At 66.2% G+C, this 17,412-nt stretch carries 16 protein-coding genes; 11 read left to right on the top strand and 5 right to left on the bottom strand.

The features are described from left to right. Window positions 1–152 precede the first annotated feature (152 nt). A complete protein-coding gene (locus tag GGD62_RS07750; RefSeq protein WP_183707843.1) occupies window positions 153–3,875 on the top strand; it encodes a tetratricopeptide repeat protein in 3,723 nt (1,240 codons plus the stop codon). A 38-nt stretch (window positions 3,876–3,913) separates the two neighbouring features. On the opposite strand, the gene fliP is transcribed toward GGD62_RS07750, so the two are convergent. Next, window positions 3,914–4,672: a flagellar type III secretion system pore protein FliP gene (fliP, locus tag GGD62_RS07745; RefSeq protein ID WP_018321860.1), complete on the bottom strand. Its 759-nt coding sequence runs from the start codon at window positions 4,670–4,672 to the stop codon at window positions 3,914–3,916. Then, entirely contained in the window at window positions 4,669–5,637 is a 969-nt protein-coding gene (locus tag GGD62_RS07740) for a flagellar biosynthetic protein FliO (RefSeq protein ID WP_183707841.1), read from the bottom strand. Before GGD62_RS07740 ends, fliP begins: the two co-directional genes overlap by 4 nt. 352 nt (window positions 5,638–5,989) lie before the next feature. Here GGD62_RS07740 and flgB point away from each other — a divergent pair, with 352 nt between their 5' ends. From flgB to GGD62_RS07690, 10 genes are all read left to right on the top strand, one after another. Beyond that, on the top strand, window positions 5,990–6,394 hold the full coding sequence (gene flgB / locus GGD62_RS07735) for a flagellar basal body rod protein FlgB (RefSeq protein WP_183257179.1): 405 nt from the start codon (window positions 5,990–5,992) through the stop codon (window positions 6,392–6,394). A gap of 40 nt (window positions 6,395–6,434) precedes the next feature. After that, on the top strand, window positions 6,435–6,860 hold the full coding sequence (gene flgC, locus GGD62_RS07730) for a flagellar basal body rod protein FlgC (protein WP_018321863.1): 426 nt from the start codon (window positions 6,435–6,437) through the stop codon (window positions 6,858–6,860). Window positions 6,861–6,876: 16 nt separating this feature from the next. Further along, on the top strand, window positions 6,877–7,185 hold the full coding sequence (gene fliE, locus GGD62_RS07725) for a flagellar hook-basal body complex protein FliE (protein WP_018321864.1): 309 nt from the start codon (window positions 6,877–6,879) through the stop codon (window positions 7,183–7,185). A 92-nt stretch (window positions 7,186–7,277) separates the two neighbouring features. Beyond that, on the top strand, window positions 7,278–7,541 hold the full coding sequence (fliQ, locus tag GGD62_RS07720) for a flagellar biosynthesis protein FliQ (protein ID WP_018321865.1): 264 nt from the start codon (window positions 7,278–7,280) through the stop codon (window positions 7,539–7,541). A 17-nt stretch (window positions 7,542–7,558) separates the two neighbouring features. After that, window positions 7,559–8,335: a flagellar biosynthetic protein FliR gene (fliR, locus tag GGD62_RS07715; protein WP_018321866.1), complete on the top strand. Its 777-nt coding sequence runs from the start codon at window positions 7,559–7,561 to the stop codon at window positions 8,333–8,335. A 4-nt stretch (window positions 8,336–8,339) separates the two neighbouring features. Then, window positions 8,340–9,419 carry a flagellar biosynthesis protein FlhB gene (gene flhB, locus GGD62_RS07710; protein WP_018321867.1) on the top strand — a complete coding sequence of 360 codons (1,080 nt, stop codon included), beginning with the start codon at window positions 8,340–8,342 and terminating at the stop codon, window positions 9,417–9,419. 155 nt (window positions 9,420–9,574) lie between these two features. Further along, window positions 9,575–12,154, top strand: coding sequence for a cell cycle histidine kinase CckA (gene cckA / locus GGD62_RS07705; protein ID WP_183707839.1), 2,580 nt, complete (start codon window positions 9,575–9,577; stop codon window positions 12,152–12,154). A 332-nt stretch (window positions 12,155–12,486) separates the two neighbouring features. Next, the gene (locus GGD62_RS07700) at window positions 12,487–13,494 is read left to right on the top strand and encodes a Tim44 domain-containing protein (RefSeq protein ID WP_183707837.1); all 1,008 of its coding nucleotides are present in this window, start codon (window positions 12,487–12,489) and stop codon (window positions 13,492–13,494) included. A 144-nt stretch (window positions 13,495–13,638) separates the two neighbouring features. Continuing rightward, window positions 13,639–14,322, top strand: coding sequence for a hypothetical protein (locus GGD62_RS07695; RefSeq protein WP_018321870.1), 684 nt, complete (start codon window positions 13,639–13,641; stop codon window positions 14,320–14,322). 203 nt (window positions 14,323–14,525) lie between these two features. Then, on the top strand, window positions 14,526–15,233 hold the full coding sequence (locus GGD62_RS07690) for a glutathione S-transferase (RefSeq protein ID WP_183707835.1): 708 nt from the start codon (window positions 14,526–14,528) through the stop codon (window positions 15,231–15,233). A 340-nt stretch (window positions 15,234–15,573) separates the two neighbouring features. Here the strand turns inward: GGD62_RS07690 and GGD62_RS07685 are convergent, their stop codons facing one another. The 3 genes from GGD62_RS07685 to GGD62_RS07675 all read right to left on the bottom strand — a co-directional run bounded on the left by GGD62_RS07685 (window position 15,574) and on the right by GGD62_RS07675 (window position 17,357). Continuing rightward, entirely contained in the window at window positions 15,574–16,248 is a 675-nt protein-coding gene (locus GGD62_RS07685; protein WP_179737840.1) for an isoprenylcysteine carboxylmethyltransferase family protein, read from the bottom strand. Window positions 16,249–16,364: 116 nt separating this feature from the next. Continuing rightward, window positions 16,365–16,538, bottom strand: a complete 174-nt coding sequence (locus GGD62_RS07680) for a hypothetical protein (protein ID WP_018321873.1) — start codon at window positions 16,536–16,538, stop codon at window positions 16,365–16,367. A gap of 345 nt (window positions 16,539–16,883) precedes the next feature. Further along, on the bottom strand, window positions 16,884–17,357 hold the full coding sequence (locus GGD62_RS07675) for a hypothetical protein (protein WP_092262688.1): 474 nt from the start codon (window positions 17,355–17,357) through the stop codon (window positions 16,884–16,886). Between the last annotated feature and the right edge of the window lie 55 nt (window positions 17,358–17,412).

Genomic DNA, 17,412 nt, shown 5'->3' with positions numbered 1-17,412 from the left:
GATCCGCCCACGCTCGATGCGGCACGGCGTGCTGCCTCCAAAGCAAATCAAGATATAGCATTAACAAGTCCTTAATTGGCGGGACCTACAGTCGACGGCATGGGCCGGCCTTGATGCCGGCATGGACCGCCGAACCGGAAGAAATGCCGCCAATGGCGCGAAAGGCTGCCGCTGGATTTGTGTCGCGAGCCCGCGCCTTGGCGCCGGGGCTGTCGCGTCATGTCCGAACGGCGGGCGCGCTGGCGGCCTGCCTGCTGATCGGTCTCGGTGCGCCTGCCCGGGCGGCCGATCCGATCAGGGGCGAGGCGAGCTTTTCGGCCGGCGGCGGCTTTGCTCGTCTCGTCATCAAGCTCGGCGAGGACGTCCCCTCCGAGGTGACGACGGCAGGCTCCATCCTCATCATCCGCTTCGACCGCGCGGTTGACGTTCCCGTCGACCGCGTTCCCGAAGGCGCGCCCGATTACGTCAACTCCGCGCGCCGCGATCCTGATGGCGGCGCCATCCGCCTGTCGCTGGCGCGGCGCGTCACCGTCAACACCATGAATGCCGGCGAGCGCACCTTCGTCGACCTGTTGCCGGAGGGCTGGAAGGGACCGCCGCCGAGCCTGCCGATGGACGTGGTCAAGGAGCTCGCCGAGCGCGCCCGCGTCGCCGAGCGCGCGCTGCGTGCCCAGCGCGCCGCGGCCGAGACCAAGAAGCGTCCGCAGATCCGCGTGCGGGCCTCGGTGCAGCCGACCTTCGTGCGCTTCGTGTTCGAGATGCCCGACGGCGTCGGCGTGTCCTCCGTGCTCAACGAGCAGAAGCTCACGCTTGCCTTCAACGCCAACCTCAATTTCGATCTGGCGGACGCGGTCGTCGCGGCGCCGCCGAACGTCGCCTCGATCAAGCAGAAGGCCGACATCGATCAGACCAATGTCGAGATCGCGCTGATCGGCGATTCCGACGTGCATTCGTTCCGCGACGAGAAGAACTACGTCGTCGACGTCTCTTTCCAGCCCGACAAGGGCAAGACCGCCGCGACGCCCGAGGCGGCGATCGCGCAGATGAAGCCTGCCGGTCACGGACCGGCGCCCGCGCCCGACAAGCCCGCGGCCGAGAAGCCGAAGGAGGCCCATCGCGAGATCGCGCCGCCGACCTCCGAGACGATCGCGCGCGACGCCAAAATCGACGTCAAGCCCGAGGTGAGGCCGGAAGCGCCCGCCGCGATGCCGCCCGCTGAAGCGCCGAAACCGGCGCCGGCTGCCGCCACTGAGGCTGTGCACGCTCCGGAAGCGCCCAAGGAAATGGCGAAGGAAGCTGCGAAGCCCGCGCCGCCGGTTTCCGAGGCTGCAGCCGCGCCGGCCAAGCCGGTGCCTGCCGAAGCGCCGAAAGAGGCCGTGAAGGAAGCCGCCAAGGCTGCGCCTGCCGAGGCGCCGGCCGCGCCGCAGCCCACCGTCGCCAGCGTCGATGCGCGCCGCGACAGCGACGGCTTGCGCGTGACGTTCCCGATTCAGGTCGCAACACCGGCGGCGGCCTTCCGCCGCGGCGACACGGTGTGGCTGGTGTTCGATACGCCGAAGCCGATCGACGTCGAGGCGATCCGCGCCAGGGGCGGGGCGATGATCGGCGAAGTCGGCCGCATCCCGCTCGACAAGGGGCAGGCGGTGCGTATCCGTCTCACCCGCCCGCTGGTCTACTCGCTGGCGAGCGAGGAGGTCGGCAAGAAGACCAACTGGCTCCTGACGCTCGCCGACAAGATCCAGTCGACGCCGCTGCCGCTGATGATGTCGCGCAACATCACCGACCCCGCGCTCGCCAACATCGCAATCCCCTTCGCCAATCCGGGCCTGCTGCACAGATTCACCGACCCCGACGCCGGCGACGCGCTCTATGTCGTCACCGCGCAGCGGCCGGTGCGCGGCTTCATCAAGCGGCAGGACCTCGTCGATCTCTCGCTGCTGGAATCCGCGCACGGCATCGCGATCCGGCCGAACTCCGACGAGGTCGGCGTCGAGGTCGGCGCCGACAAGGTGATCCTGGGCAAGAAGGGCGGGCTGACGCTGTCGCCGGTCGACATCTCGGCCGAGCGGGCGCCGACCGCAGTGCGCCCGATCTTCAGCCCCGAAGGCTGGCGCAAGGGTCAGTCGGACAACTTCATGACGCGTCAGAGCGACCTGATCACGGCGATCTCCAACGTCGAACCGGCACTGCGCTCGCTGCCGCGGCTCGATCTCGCGCAGTTCTACATGTCGCGCGCGATGTATCACGAAGCCAAGGCCGTGACCGAATTGATGCTGAGCGATCCGCTCAACAAGGAGGAGAGCGGCGCGCTGATCATGCATGCGATCGCCAGCATCCTGATCGGCCGGCCGGCGCAGGGCCTGAAGGACCTCGCCAATCCCGTGATCGGCAACAGCCACGATTCCCAGCTCTGGAAGGCGCTCGCCTATGCGCGCCAGGGCAAATGGGCCGATGCGCGCGAAAAATTCAAGAACGTCGAATTCGCCATCGCCTCGCTGCCGCTCGACATCCAGCGCATCGTGACGATGGACGCGATGCGCGCCTCGCTCGAGGTCAAGGACTATGCCGGCGCCTCCAAGCGCCGCAGCGAGCTCGAGGTGGTCGGCGTCTCGCCCGAGGCCGCACCCGGCTTCGCAGTGTTGCGCGGCCGGCTCGCCGAGGCGCTCGGCCACGACAAGGACGCGCTCGACGACTACAAGTTCGCGGCCGCCTCGGCCGATCGGCCGGCTGCGGCCGAGGCCAAGCAGCTCGAGGTCGCGCTGCGGCAGAAGCGCGACGAGATCAGCAAGGAAGACGCGCTGCGCGAGCTCGAGACCCTGTCCATGACCTGGCGCGGCGACGCGATCGAGGTCAAGACGCTCCAGATGCTGTCGCAGATGTTTGCCGAGAACGGGCGCTACCGCGACGCGCTCACCGCGGCGCGCACCGCGACCAGGCTGCAGCCGAACGCCGAAGCCTCGCGCCAGGCGCAGGATCTCGCCTCGGACCTGTTCACCAAGATCTTCCTGGGACCGAAGGGCGACGAGCTGCCGCCGGTCGAGGCGCTCGGGATGTTCTACGAATTCCGTGAGCTGACGCCGATCGGCCGGCGCGGCGACGAGCTGATCCGCCGTCTCGCCGACCGTCTCGCCTCGATCGACCTGCTCGATCAGGCCGCCGAGCTGCTGCAATATCAGGTCGATCACCGCCTCGAAGGTGCTGCGCGCGCCCAGGTCGCCGCGCGCCTGTCCATGATCTATCTCGCCAACCGCAAGCCCGACATGGCGATCACCGCGCTGCGCGCGAGCCGCATCAGCGATCTCTCCGGCGAGCTCAGGCAGCAGCGCCTGCTGCTGGAAGCGCGCGCGCAGAGCGACGTCGGCCGCCACGATCTCGCGCTCGACATCGTCTCCAACGTCTCCGGGCGCGAGGTGCTGCGCCTGCGTTCCGACATCTTCTGGGCGGGGCGGCGCTGGCGCGAGTCTGCCGAGCAGATCGAGCTCTATTACGGCGAGCGCTTCCGCGACTTCAAGCCGCTCAACGCGGTGGAGAAGAGCGACATCATCCGCGCCGCCGTCGGCTATGCGCTCGCCGACGACTCGATCGGCCTGTCGCGCTTCCGCGAGAAATACGCGCCGCTGATGAGCGAGAGCGCCGACCGTCTCGCCTTCGACATCGCCAGCAAGCCGGCCGCGGCCTCCAGCGCCGAATTCGCCGAGATCGCCAAGTTGGCTGCCAGCGTCGACACGCTCGACGGCTTCCTGCGCGAGATGAAGCAGCGCTTCCCCGACGCCACCGCCCGCGCCCCTGGCTCACCGCAGGCCAAGGAACAAGCCGACCACACCGGCTCGCTGCCGACGATCCCCGTCGTGCGGCAGATCAAGATGACGCGGTAGGACTGCTGCCCGCGCGAAGCGCGGCCCGCAACTCCGTCTCACCCCCCGTAACTCTGCACCAGGCTTCCGGCCACCAGCGACCAGCCGTCGACCAACACGAAGAAGATCAGCTTGAACGGCAGCGAGATCGTTGCCGGGGGCAGCATCATCATGCCCATCGACATCAGCACCGAGGCGACGACGAGGTCGATGATCAGGAAGGGCAGGAACAGCAGGAAGCCGATCTCGAAGGCGCGCTTCAGCTCGGAGATCATGAAGGCGGGGACCAGGATGCGCAGTGCGAGGTCATCGGGGGTGGCCGGCGGTGCCTCGCCCGAGAGATCCAGGAACAGCTTGAGGTCCTTTTCGCGCACGTTCTTCTGCATGAAGCCGCGCAAGGGAACGGAGGCGCGCTGCAGTGCGTCCTCGACGCCGATCTGGTTGGCGACGAGCGGGCGGATGCCGTCGTCGTAGGATTTTTGCAGGACCGGCCCCATCACGAAGAAGGTGAGGAACATCGCCAGCGCGATGATCACCGAGTTCGGTGGCGCGGTCGCCGTGCCCAACGCCGTGCGCAGCAGCGACAGCACGACCACGATGCGCGTGAACGACGTCATCATGATCAGGATCGACGGCGCGATCGACAGCACGGTGAGCAGCGCGATCAGCTGAATCGCGCGCTCGGTGACGCCGCCGCCGCCAGCGCCGCCGCCGAGATTGATGCTGATGTCCTGCGCATGCGCCGGCATCGCTGCCGATGCCGCGCCGATCAGGACAGAAAGAAAAAATACTCTACGCGGAAGGGACGGCAGCCTCACGAAGACGGCTTCGGACGGCCAAGCAGGGAGGCCATCTCGTCTTCGAGATTTTCAAAGCTGGTCTTTTCCGTGGCCGGCTTTGCGGGCGGGGCCGGTGGTGCCGGCGGCTCGCTGCGTGCGGCGCGGGGCGGCGGCGCAGGAGGTTCGGGCGCAACCGGAGGCGCGACCGTCTCGCCGGCCGGGCGACGCAAGGCTGCCTCCAGCCGCTGCGCCATCTCGGCGAGATTCTGCTCGGCGCTGGAGGGGGACGCGGCGGGAGCCGGCGGCGGAACAGGCGGAGCCTGCGGCACCGGCGGAGGAGGCGGCGGGGCAGGTGCGCGCTCGGCGCGCACCGGCGGCATCTTCGGCGGCTCACTCTGGCGCGGCGGCCGCGGCATCAGTGGCGGCTCGCTGCGCGGAACGCGCGGCGGCAGCGGCTCGGGCCGCGGTTCGCGCTCGGGGCGCGGCATCGGCTCGGCCGTGAAGCCGGCGAGGGGATCGCTGCGGCGTTCGGCCAGCGCGGGAGCGGGCCGGCGCACCTCGTCGGCGAAGGACGGGCGCGCGGGCCGCGGCGGCGGCTCGGGCATTTGCGGCTCGGGATGGTCGAGCAGTTCGGGCCGCGGTGCTTCGTCGGCCCAGCTGCTGGTATCCGGCATGGGCGCAAGCCGCGGCGGTTCCGCGGCGTTCGGACGCTGCGGAAGCTGGTCGCGGCCGGGCGCGGCGCGAACGATATTGGGTTCGACGACGATATCGGTGGGCCCACCGATCATCAGGAGATGCTCGACATTGTCACGCCGGACCAGCACCAGGCGGCGCCGACCGTCGACCGCGGCAGCGTCGATCACCGCGAGCCTGGGCATCCTGCCGCGCTGGGTGTTGGCGCCGACCCGGCTGCCGGCGAATCGGCGAACCAGCCAGGCAGCGACGCCGATCAACGCCAGAACGACGATGAACGCGACGATGAAGGTGATAGGGCTGCCTTGCATACTTGTCCCCGACAAATGGCGCTGTTCTCGTGCCCATGGTCAGACGCGCCAACCACCGGCTTAACGATGCCCCAAACTGCGATCTCTTAACGTCCCACGGCAAGTTTTGCCGTCCCCAACTCTTAATAACCTATGAATCGTCCGATCCAAAACGACTTCTTGGTCCGTGCATGCGCCGCCAAATGGTTGGGTTAATGCCATTTTTGGACGCGTAGAATCACGGGGCGCAAAATAGTGTCCCGCCCAGGGACACGCCGCGAGGGCGTCCTTAACCAGCTGTTAACCATACACGCGGCAAATTCTGCCTAGTTGCGGACCTCAAGGTTCGCAAGAGGCGCAAGGAGCCGCGACGATGTCCATCAACGACCTCCCGGTACTGTCGGCGCTTCGCACCAAGATGCAGTGGCACCAGGAGCGCCAGCGCGTCCTGTCCGAGAACGTCTCCAATTCCGACACGCCCAAATTCCGGCCGCGCGACCTGGTCGAGCCGAAGCTCGACAAGTCCGGGGCGGTCACCGGCTCGATGGGCCCCCTCGCGCTCGCCCGCACCAGCGGTTCTCACATGACGCCGTCGGGAGCCCCTTCCGGATTCGACCAGAACAGGAACGCGGGGTTCGAGACCCGCCCCGCGGGCAACGCCGTCAATCTCGAAGAGGAGATGATGAAGGCGGCCAGCAACCAGATGGACTACGCGGCGGCGACCTCGCTCTATTCGAAGAGCCTGCATCTGCTCAAGACCGCGATCGGCAAGGGCTAGCCGCATGATCCGGGAACAGAACAGCTAGAGGAGGCGCATCATGGCCAATGACAGCAGCGACTTTGCCCGCTCGATGGCGATCGCGACCTCCGGTCTGCGGGCGCAAGCCGGCCGCATGCGGGTGATCTCGGAGAACATCGCGAACGCGGATTCGACCTCCCAGACCGCGGGCGGCGATCCCTACCGGCGCAAGGTTCCGACCTTCTCCTCCGCGCTCGACCGCACGCTCGACGCGCAAGTCGTCACCCTCGGCAGGATCAAGCCCGACCAGTCGAACTTCCGCGTCAAATACGAGCCGAACAATCCGGTCGCGGACGCCAGCGGCAACGTCAAATATCCCAACGTGAACTCGGTGGTCGAGATGACCGACATGCGCGACGCGCAGCGGTCCTACGAGGCCAATCTCAACATCATCAGTGCGACGCGCCGGATGATCCAGCGCACGCTCGACATCCTCAAGAGCTGAACAGGACAATTGAGCCATGGCATCACCGACAATCGCGGCCAACGCTTATGCCAACCTCGCCCGGGTGCTGGAGAACAGCGGTGCCGGCAAAGCCACCGAGGCCGGCGGGCAATCCTTTGCCTCGATGCTGAAGGACGCCGTCGGCAGCGTCATGGAGTCCGGCCGCAAGTCGGATGCGCAGACCGTGGCGATGGCCTCCGGCAAGGCCAACGTGATGGACGTGGTGACGGCGGTGGCGGACACCGACGTCGCGGTGTCCACCCTGGTCTCGGTCCGCGACCGCGTGATCGCGGCGTATGAAGACATCATGAAGATGCCGATCTGATTTTGGCGAATGGTGAGTAGCGAATGGGGACGTCTCCGATTCGCCATTCGCATTTCCCGGCACGTCAGACAACCAATAGCGAGTATCAAACAATGACCGGACCCGAGACCCTCGACGTTGCGCGCGATGCGATCTGGACGATCGTGATCGTGTCCTCTCCCCTGATGGTGGTCGGTCTGGTGGTCGGCGTCATCGTGTCGCTGTTCCAGGCGCTGACGCAGATCCAGGAGCAGACGCTGATCTACGTGCCGAAGATCCTCGCCATCTTTGCCACGATGCTGCTGGCGCTGCCGTTCATGGCCGACGCGCTCCACGCCCACATGCTGCGGATCTCGTCGCGAATCATCGGCGGCTGAGGCAAGATGCGTCAATTATGCGCATCGACGTCTCGCTGCTGCCGGCGCTCGCCGCTTCCTTCATGCTCGCCTTCGCCCGGGTCGGTGCGATGGTGATGCTGTTGCCGGGGCTGGGCGAGACCAATATTCCGACGCGGATCAAGCTGTCGATCGCACTGCTGCTCACGCTGATCATCCTGCCGCTGCATCGCAACGCCTACCAGGTCGACATGGGCTCGCTCGCGCCGCTCCTGGTCCTGATGCTGCATGAGATCGCGATCGGAATCGTGCTGGGCGCGACCGCGCGCGTGACGCTCTCGGCGCTCCAGGTTGCGGGATCGGTGATCGCGCAGCAGATGGGGCTCGGTTTCGTCACCTCGGTCGACCCGACGCAGGGCCAGCAAGGCGTGCTGGTCGGCAACTTCCTGACCATCCTCGGGGTGACGCTGCTGTTCGCCACCGACAGCCATCATCTGGTGATCGCGGCGCTGAACGACAGCTACACGATCTTCTCGCCGGGTGAGACCATATCAAGCGGCGATGTGGCCTCGCTCGCGACGCGCGCCTTCGCCGCCGCGTTCCGCCTGGGCCTGCAGCTCTCGGGGCCGTTTCTGGTGTTCGGCCTGGTCTTCAACATCGGCCTTGGCGTGCTGGCGCGGCTGATGCCGCAGATGCAGGTCTATTTCGTCGGTGTGCCGCTCTCGATCTTCGCGGGCTTCCTGGTGCTCGCCGTGGTGCTCACGGCGATGATGGGGACGTATCTGGATTACTTCATCGGTGTCATGCACCAGTTGATGCCGCTGAGGTCACGGTAGATCGATGGCAGAAGACAAGGACCCAGAGAGTCAAACAGAAGATCCGACGCAAAAGCGTCTGGACGACGCGCTCGAACGCGGCGACGTCGCCAAGAGCCAGGAGATCAACACCTGGTTCATGATGGCGGGCGGCACGCTCGTGGTCTCGACCTTTTCGGGCTCGGTGGGCAGCGGGCTGCTGACGCCGATGCGCAACCTGCTCGCCAATTCCTGGATGATCAAGACCGACGGCAAGGCCCTGCTCGCGCTGATGCAGCAGATCGAGTTCGCCCTGCTCGCGGCGATCGGCGTGCCTCTCTTCTTGCTGATGCTGGCGGCGATTGCCGGCAACATGCTGCAGCACCGCTTGGTCTGGTCGACCGAATCCCTGACGCCGAAGTTCAGCAAGATCTCGCCCGGCGCCGGCTTCCAGCGCATCTTCGGCAAGCAGGCGGCGGCCAATTTTCTCAAGGGCATCGGCAAGCTGGTGCTGCTCGGCGTGGTCATGACCATGATCCTGTGGCCGGAGCGGCATCGCATGGAGGCGATGGTCAGGCTCGATCCGGCCGCCATGCTCGGCGCCAGCACCAGCATGACGATCCATCTGCTCGGTGCGGTGGTCGCCGCACTCGCGATCGTCGCCATCGCCGACTATTTTTTCCAGTACAGAAGCTGGTTCCAGCGGCAGAAGATGTCGCTCCAGGAGATCAAGGAAGAGTTCAAGCAGTCCGAAGGCGATCCGCACATCAAGGGCAAGATCAGGCAGTTGCGGCAGCAGCGCGCCAAGAAGCGCATGATGGCGGCGGTTCCCAAGGCTGCGGTGATCATCACCAACCCGACCCACTATTCGGTGGCGCTGTCCTACGAGCGCGGCATGACGGCTCCGATCTGCGTCGCCAAGGGCGTCGACAATCTCGCCTTCAAGATCCGGGAGATCGCGCGCGAGCACGACATCCCGATCGTGGAGAACGTGCCGCTGGCACGCGCGCTCTACGCCACCGTCGAGATCGACCAGGAAATCCCGACCGAGCACTACCATGCGGTCGCCGAAGTCATCGGCTACGTCATGCGGCTGAAGCGCGGATTCAGCGCCGGGCGAGGATAAAACACCCGAAAAGTACCGGAAATGGCCGTAATCTGGGAATCAGCGTACCTTTCGCCCCTGCTGCCCTTGCGCCTCAGGGTCCGATTCAGGCAGGGAGGACCCCACGCGCCCCGTAGCGCGTTGATTCTCTGCCGACAGGCTGCGCCAGCTCGAGAATGACCGCCGAGACCGACCACGACCTCACCCGCGAGCCCGTTGCGACGCACGAGCCGTCGCCGCGCTCGGGCAGCATTGCGCTGGTGCTGCTGGTGGCCGCCGGCCTCGTCGCCGTCGCCGTCGGGCTGATGACGCTCGGGCGCGCGCAGGCGCAGCCCTATATCCTCGGCATCCTCGCCGTGCTGGCGATGGTCGGCTTGTTCAACCTGTTCGCCTTCGCCGCCGGGATCATCCGTTTCGCCGACCGCAGTCTTGATGACCCGGTCGTGGGCCGCATCGCCGATCACGGGTTCGACGGCCTCGCCGTGACCGATGCGCGCGGCCACGTGGTCTATTCCAACGCCGCCTATCTGACGCTGACCGGCGCGACCGGTCCGCAAGACGTGCGCCCGGTCGAGCGTGTCTTCATCGGCAACCCCGACGTCTCCGAAGCCGTGTTCCGCCTGCTCAAGGCCGCGCGCGAAGGCAAACGGCAGCAGGAAGAGGTCCGCATCTCCGGCCAGGACGGCAGCCAGGGCCGCTGGCTGCGCATGCGGGTGCGCCCGCTCGGCACCGGCAAGCGCGAGGCGAAATACGCGGTGTGGTCGATTGCCGACATCACCCGCGACCGCGAGCGCCAGGAGGACGTGTTCCAGGAGCTCCAGCACGCCATCGAATATCTCGATCACGCGCCGTGCGGCTTCTTCTCGGTCAATCCGGCCGGCGAGCTCGCTTACGTCAACGCGACGCTGGCGAACTGGCTCGACTACGACCTCGCCGAGATCGGCTCGGGCGGCCTGAAGCTGACCGACATCGTCTCCGGCGATGGCGCCTCGCTACTCACCGCGATCGTGGCGGTGCCGGGCGAGGTGAAGACCGAGGTCTTCGACATCGACCTGCGGATGCGCACCGGCAAGACCATGCCGGTGCGGCTCTATCACAAGCTCGCCTTCGGCGCCGACGGCGCGCCGGGGCCGTCGCGCACGCTCGTCATCAGCCGCGCCCGCGACGAGCGCAGCGATCCTGATCGCGCTGCCGAAGTGCGCTTCATGCGCTTCTTCGACCACACGCCGATGGCGATCGCGACCGTTGACCGCGGCGGCAACGTGGTGCGGGCCAATGCGCGCTACGCCAAGCTCGGCCAAGCGCTCGGGCTCGACAGCGCCTCCAAGTCGATCTTCCGCGCGGTCAATTCGCGCGACCGGCACCTCCTGATCGCGGCCATCAACCAGGCCGCCGACGGCCAGGCCGACATCGCCCCGGTCGAGGTGGCGCTGGAAGGGACCAAGGAGCGCTGGGGCCAGTTCTTCGTCACGCCGGTCGATGCGGCCGAGAACGAGGCGGAAGCCGCCATCGTGCACATGCTCGAGACCACCGAGCGGCGCGCGCTGGAGAACCAGATCAACCAGTCGCAGAAGATGGAGACGGTCGGCCAACTCGCCGGCGGCATCGCCCACGACTTCAACAACGTGCTCTCCGCCATCATGATGGCGAACGACTTCCTGCTGAACGCCCACAAGCCGACCGACCCGTCGTTCCAGGACATCATGCAGATCAAGCAGAACGCCACGCGGGCCGCGACCCTGGTGCGGCAGTTGCTGGCGTTCTCGCGGCGGCAGACGCTGCGGCCGCAGGTGCTCGATCTCGGCGATGCGCTGTCCGATCTCGCCATGCTGCTGCGCCGCCTGATCGGTGAGAAGGTCAAGCACGAGACCATCCACGGCCGCGACCTCTGGCCGGTCAAGGTCGACGTTTCCCAGTTCGAGCAGGTGATCGTCAACCTCGCTGTGAACGCGCGCGATGCCATGCCCGACGGCGGCAAGCTGATCATCCGCACCGCCAACGTCACCGCGGAACAAGCGGCCAAGCTCGCCTACAAGGGCATGCCGGCCGCGGATTATGTCCGGATCGAGGTCGCCGATACCGGCACCGGCATTCCCGCCGACATCCGCGACAAGATTTTCGAGCCGTTCTTCTCGACCAAGGAAGTCGGCAAAGGCACCGGTCTCGGCCTTTCCACGGTCTACGGCATCGTCAAGCAGACCGGCGGCTTCATCTACGTCGATTCGGAGCCGGGCCAGGGCACCTCGTTCCATATCTTCCTGCCGCGTCACCATGCCGAGCCTGAAGCGCAGGTCGAGCTGCCGGCGGCTGTGGTCAGCGCGACCAGCGGCGCCGGCAAGGACGCCGCGGCGGCCGAGGCCAAGCCGCGCACCGATCTCACGGGGCAGGGCACCATCCTGCTGGTCGAGGACGAAGAGGGCCTGCGCGCGCTGAACGCACGCGGATTGCGCTCGCGCGGCTACACCGTGGTCGAGGCCGAGAACGGCGTCGAGGCCATGGAAGTGCTGGAGGAGCAGAGCGGCGCGATCGATCTCGTCGTCTCCGACGTCGTCATGCCCGAAATGGACGGCCCGACCTTGCTCAAGGCGATGCGGGAGAAGAACCCCGACATCAAGTTCATCTTCGTCTCCGGCTATGCCGAGGATGCGTTCGAGAAGAGCCTGCCCGAAGGCCAGCAGTTCGACTTCCTGCCGAAGCCGTTCACGCTCAGCCAGCTCGTGGCGGCGGTCAAGGAGACGATGGCGAAGCAGGGGTGAGGGTCGGCGGCGCACGCCGTTCGCCCCCTCCGTCATTGCGAGGAGCCCGCGACAAAATTGCGGAGCAATTTTGCGCTGGGGCGACGAAGCAATCCAGGGTCCTTCCGCGGAGGCAGTCTGGATTGCTTCGCTACGCTCGCAATGACGGGGAAAGAGCGGAAATCTCGGCCCAAAACCGCCGGTATCCCGCGACCACGGTTCCCCGACGCACCCGGCCAAGCCCCCGCCAAATATGGGCTTTTGCCACATCCCCGCGACTGAGGGCCGCAGCCATAGGTTCCGAAACCGGCTTCACTTTTCGGGAAGTCTGCCCATCTTAGGCGCACGTCCCCATGCCGGGGATTTGGGAAACGCACATGAATTTCTCGCTACGCTCCCGCAGTCTCTTCAAGACGATCGCTGTCGTGCTGGCGCTTGCGCTGCCGACTGCGCTGGCGATCTCGTCTGCCGACGCGCGTGTCGGCGGCGGTGGCTCGTCCGGTTCGCGCGGCTCGCGCACCTATTCGGCCCCGCCCCCGACCACGACGGCGCCCGGCTCGACCTCGCAGTTCAACCGCACCTATACCCAGCCGGGTGCAGGCATGAACTCGGCTGCTTCCGCGCCCGCGCGCGGCGGCCTGTTCGGCCGCGCCGGCGGCTTTATGGGCGGCCTCGCGGCCGGCTTCCTCGGCGCCGGCCTGCTCGGCATGCTGTTCGGCGGCGGCCTGTTCGGCGGCCTCGGCGGCCTGTCCTCGATCCTGGGCCTGATCATCCAGATCGCCCTCGTGGTGCTGGTGGTGCGGCTGGCGATGTCCTGGTGGCAGCGCCGTCACACGCCGCAGGCGGCCTATGCCAATGCCGACGCGGGCGCAGGTTCCGGACCGCAGCCGAACCAGCGCAGCGGCCTCGGTGGTGGTCTTGGCGGCTTCGGCTTCGGCGCGAACGCCAATAACGCGCCGCTTGAGATCAAGCCGGACGATTACGAGGCGTTCGAGCGCCTGCTCGGCGATGTCCAGACCGCATGGTCGAACGAGGACGTGGCCAAGCTGCACACGCTCGCGACGCCGGAGATGGTCTCCTATTTCGAGCAGGACCTCGCCCAGAACCGCGCGCGCAACGTCGTCAACAAGGTGACTGGCGTCAAGCTGCTGCAGGGCGACCTCGCGGAAGCCTGGCGCGAAGGCGAGACCGACTACGCCACGGTGGCGCTGCGCTTCGCGCTCACCGACAAGACGCTCGACCGCAACAGCGGCACGATCGTCGCCGGCAGCGAGCAGCCGGGCGAAGTCACCGAAGTCTGGACCTTTGCCCGACGGCCCGGCAGCGGCTGGGAATTGTCGGCGATCCAGCAGACCAACTGATTGCAAAGCGATTGAAGACAAGGGCGTCGTGCTTCCCGCACGGCGCCCTTTTCTTTTGTACCCCTTTCATCGCGGCATCGGAATAAGTGGGGGCGCATCGGGTTGAAATCAGGCGGCCAACGACAAACACAACGGGAGGACAAGATGATCCGTATCAAGAGATCCGTGACGATTTCAGCGCTCGCTGCGGCCTCGCTTGCATGCCTTGCGGCGCCAGCCGTGCAGGCACAGTCGGCCGACATGACGTTCTTCGTGACCTCCAATGGCCCGGGCAAGGGTGCCGATCTCGGCGGCCTGGAGGGAGCCGATGCGCAGTGCGCGAGGCTCGCTCAGACCGCCGGCGCCGGTGCCAAGACCTGGCGCGCCTATCTCTCGACGCAGGCCGCCGACGGCAAGCCGGCCGTCAACGCGCGCGATCGCATCGGCAAGGGACCGTGGCAGAACGCCAAGGGCGCGGTCATTGCCAAGGATGTTGCCGAACTGCACGGCCCCGCCAACAACCTCACCAAGCAGACCGCGCTCAGCGAGAAGGGCGAGGGGATCAACGGTATGGGTGACCAGCCGAACCGGCACGACGTCCTCACGGGATCGCAACCAGACGGCACCGCGTTTGCCGGTCCGGACGATCGCACCTGCAAGAACTGGACGTCGAGCACGCAAGGCACCGCGATGGTCGGCCATTTCGATCGCCGCGGCCTGCGCGACGACGAACCGTCAAAGTCCTGGAACAGCTCGCACCCCTCGCGCGGTCCCGATGGTGGCTGCTCGCAGGCTGATCTGAAGAGCACCGGCGGCGACGGGCTGCTGTATTGTTTCGCTGCGAATTGAGTTTGGACGCAACTCTCTCCACCCGTCATTGCGAGCGCAGCGAAGCAATCCAGAATCTTTCCGCGAAGGCGGTCTGGATTGCTTCGTCGCTTCGCTCCTCGCAATGACGGAGTGTTTGGTGGCGCCGTTCCGTCTCACCCTGCCGGAACTCCGAGCCACATGCTACATTGGTCCGTACGTGTTCACGCTCACGGACCTCTCTCATGAAATACGAGCTCTACTACTGGCCCGAGATCCAGGGCCGCGGCGAATATGTGCGGTTGGCGCTGGAGGAGGCGGGGGCCGCTTACGTCGATGTCGCGCGCGGGCCGCGCGGCACGGCTGCGATGATGAAGATGATGGACGCACACAAGGATACGCCACCCTTTGCGCCGCCGTTCCTGAAAGCCGGCAAGCTCGTCATCGGCCAGACCGCCAATCTCCTGCTCTATCTCGGCGCCCGCCATGCGCTCGCGCCGAAGACGGAAGCCGGCAGGCTCTGGGTGCACCAGCTTCAGCTCACCATCACCGACCTCGTGGTCGAGATCCACGACACCCATCATCCGCTCGGACCCTCGCTCTATTACGAGGACCAGAAGCCGCCGGCGAAGAAACGCACGGCCGATTTCTGGGAGGAGCGGGTGCCGAAATATCTCGGCTATTTCGAGCAGCTTCTCACCGAGAATGGCGGCGCCTATGTCACCGGCCGGCGGCTGACCTATGTCGATCTCTCGCTATTCCAGATCGTCGCGGGGCTGCGCTATGCCTTTCCCAAGCGCATGAAGGCGTTCGAGACAGACATTTCGGGCCTCGTTGCCCTGCACGACCGCATCGCGGCGCGGCCGAACATCAAGGCCTATCTGGCAAGCGAGCGCCGCATTCCCTTCAACGAGCAGGGCATCTTCCGCCGCTATCGCGAACTGGATGGCTAAAGCGTTTTCGAGCGAAGTGGACACCGGTTCGTGTCAAGAAAACGCGTCAAAAAAGAAACTTTAGCCGGTCCGGAGGGAGGCTGGCGGCAGCCCCCGTTCCGGACCGGCCGCTTCGGGCGCGATCAATCGCCCGAACGCGTCGTGGCCGGTGGGCGTCTGTAGACGCTGCGGCCCAGAGCGGTCGTCTGAATCATCGGGCAGAGGCGAGAGGTCATGCTCGTCGGGGCAGGGCGGCTTGCAGAACATCGTCGCGTCTTTCGTTGCGTTGCGTACCGCCGCTGTCTAGCGAAGTCCGCATTCCCAGGCGTCAGCCGTTCGGAGGAGGCAGCGCGATGCGCGCTCACCAAACGCCCGGCATCAGGCGATAGCGCACCCGCGCCGCGTAATCGTCATAGCCCGGCAGGCCCTCGCGCAAGGTGCGTTCCTCTATGCCGATGCGGATCGCGAACAGGAGGACCAGAATCGGGACCATCACCAGTCCCCACCACGAGCCCAGCAGCAACGGCACGCCGGCGAAGAACAGGACCATGCCGCTATACATGGGATGACGCACATGGGCGTAGGGGCCGGTCGAGATCACGCGTTGCGCGCGCTCGGCTTGCAGCTTGACCACGGGAGCAGCGAACGAGTTTTCGCGGAACACCCACATCGTGAACAATGTCGAGGCCAGAAACAGCGCGAGGCCGAACGCCTGAAGCGCGACCGGCATGTCAGACGATTGAAGGCGCCGGTCGACGCCTATCAGCACCAGCCAGGCCAGCATCGCGACGACGAAGACGCTCATGAACAATTTGTCGGCGGCGGGCTGATCCTTCTGCAGCACCGGCCGCAGCCGCTCGGCGAGCAGCGCCGGATCGATCCGGTAGAGCCACCAGCCGCAGAGCGGGCCGAGCAGGGTGCAGGTCGCGAGGAACACCCAGGCCGAGGGCCAGCGCAGCGTCCCTGCGGAGGCGAACAGCAGCGCGCCCATCGCGGCGGTGGTGATCGTGTTCTGCAGCAGCAGTCTGGCGATCATGCGCGGCTCCCCCGGCAATCTCGCACGATGTTGGCTTTGCTATCCGGCAAAGATAGGGCCAGACGTACGAAAGGCCCGATCGACCGGATCGGGCGCTTCAGCCTAGGCAAACCTGATCAGGCGAGCTGATCGATCCGCGTGCCCTGACCCGGCGGCAGCGGCGCGGGCGGCTGCGGCTTGTAGGTGGGGTCGGCGTCCTTGGTCTTGGTCTGATCGTCCTGCTGCTTGGTCGTATCGTAGCTCGGAACCACGATCGCGATCGGCGGCGGCGCAACGGTGGAAACCTTCATCCGCAAATCCTCACACACATGGAAGCAACTGACCCTGCGCTGCGAGGAGCGAAAATTCCTTCAAGGCAATCGTTAAAATGCGAGGGATTGGCGTGGCGGGAGCGCCGTGCTTGCGTCTCATCCGCGCGCTGCCAAAGGAGGCGACGAACCTCTCCCCGTCATTGCGAGGAGCCCTTGCGACGAAGCAATCCAGAATTTTTCCGCGGAGGGATTCTGGATTGCTTCCGCCTTCGCCAAGGCTTCGGCGGACAAGTCGCTACGCTCGCAATGACGGAGTATGTGGCCAAGTGCGTCGAACCAGATGTGTACCGTGTCCGCAGCAGTTACGAAGGAGGGCAACCCCGCCTATTCGTCCTTGCCGCGCGTGATCGCGATGGACGCATCCTTCTTGGTGCGGGTGCATTCCATGTTGAGTCGCCGATAGCGCATGCTGATCTTGTCGCCGCGCAGCAGACCCATCCGCTTGAGGCAGCGGGTCGCGCCCGTCGTGGTGTCGTCCTTGGTCACGGTGAAGACGATCGCCGCCATCGATCCCACCAGCGCATAGAATTCCGGCGTCGGCTTGCGATCGCCCTTGGCATAGAGCTCGATCGAATATTTGTCGCCGCGGCAACCCACGGACAGCTCCTTGGCCGCCGGGTGCGTCAGGTAAACAACGTTGGCCGCCCGGAAATTCACCTTGAGGCGATCGACCTGGTTCGCCAGCTCCTTGGCACTGTCGTCGCAGCGGTCGGCGCGTGCGGGCGAAATGAGGGTCACAAGGCCGGTGATGGCGGCGGCGACCAGGATCGCGCCGCGGACGTTCAAGTTCAATGTCATGATGAAAAGCCCCTTAGGGCGCGCATTCAAGCGTCGTCGGGCGCGAAGTGCAAGG

The organism is Bradyrhizobium sp. ERR14 (assembly GCF_014198235.1).
In the GTDB taxonomy this organism is placed as follows: Bacteria; Pseudomonadota; Alphaproteobacteria; order Rhizobiales; family Xanthobacteraceae; genus Bradyrhizobium.
Note: the sequence above shows the minus strand (reverse complement) of the source record. Positions and strands in the feature narration are given on the sequence as shown.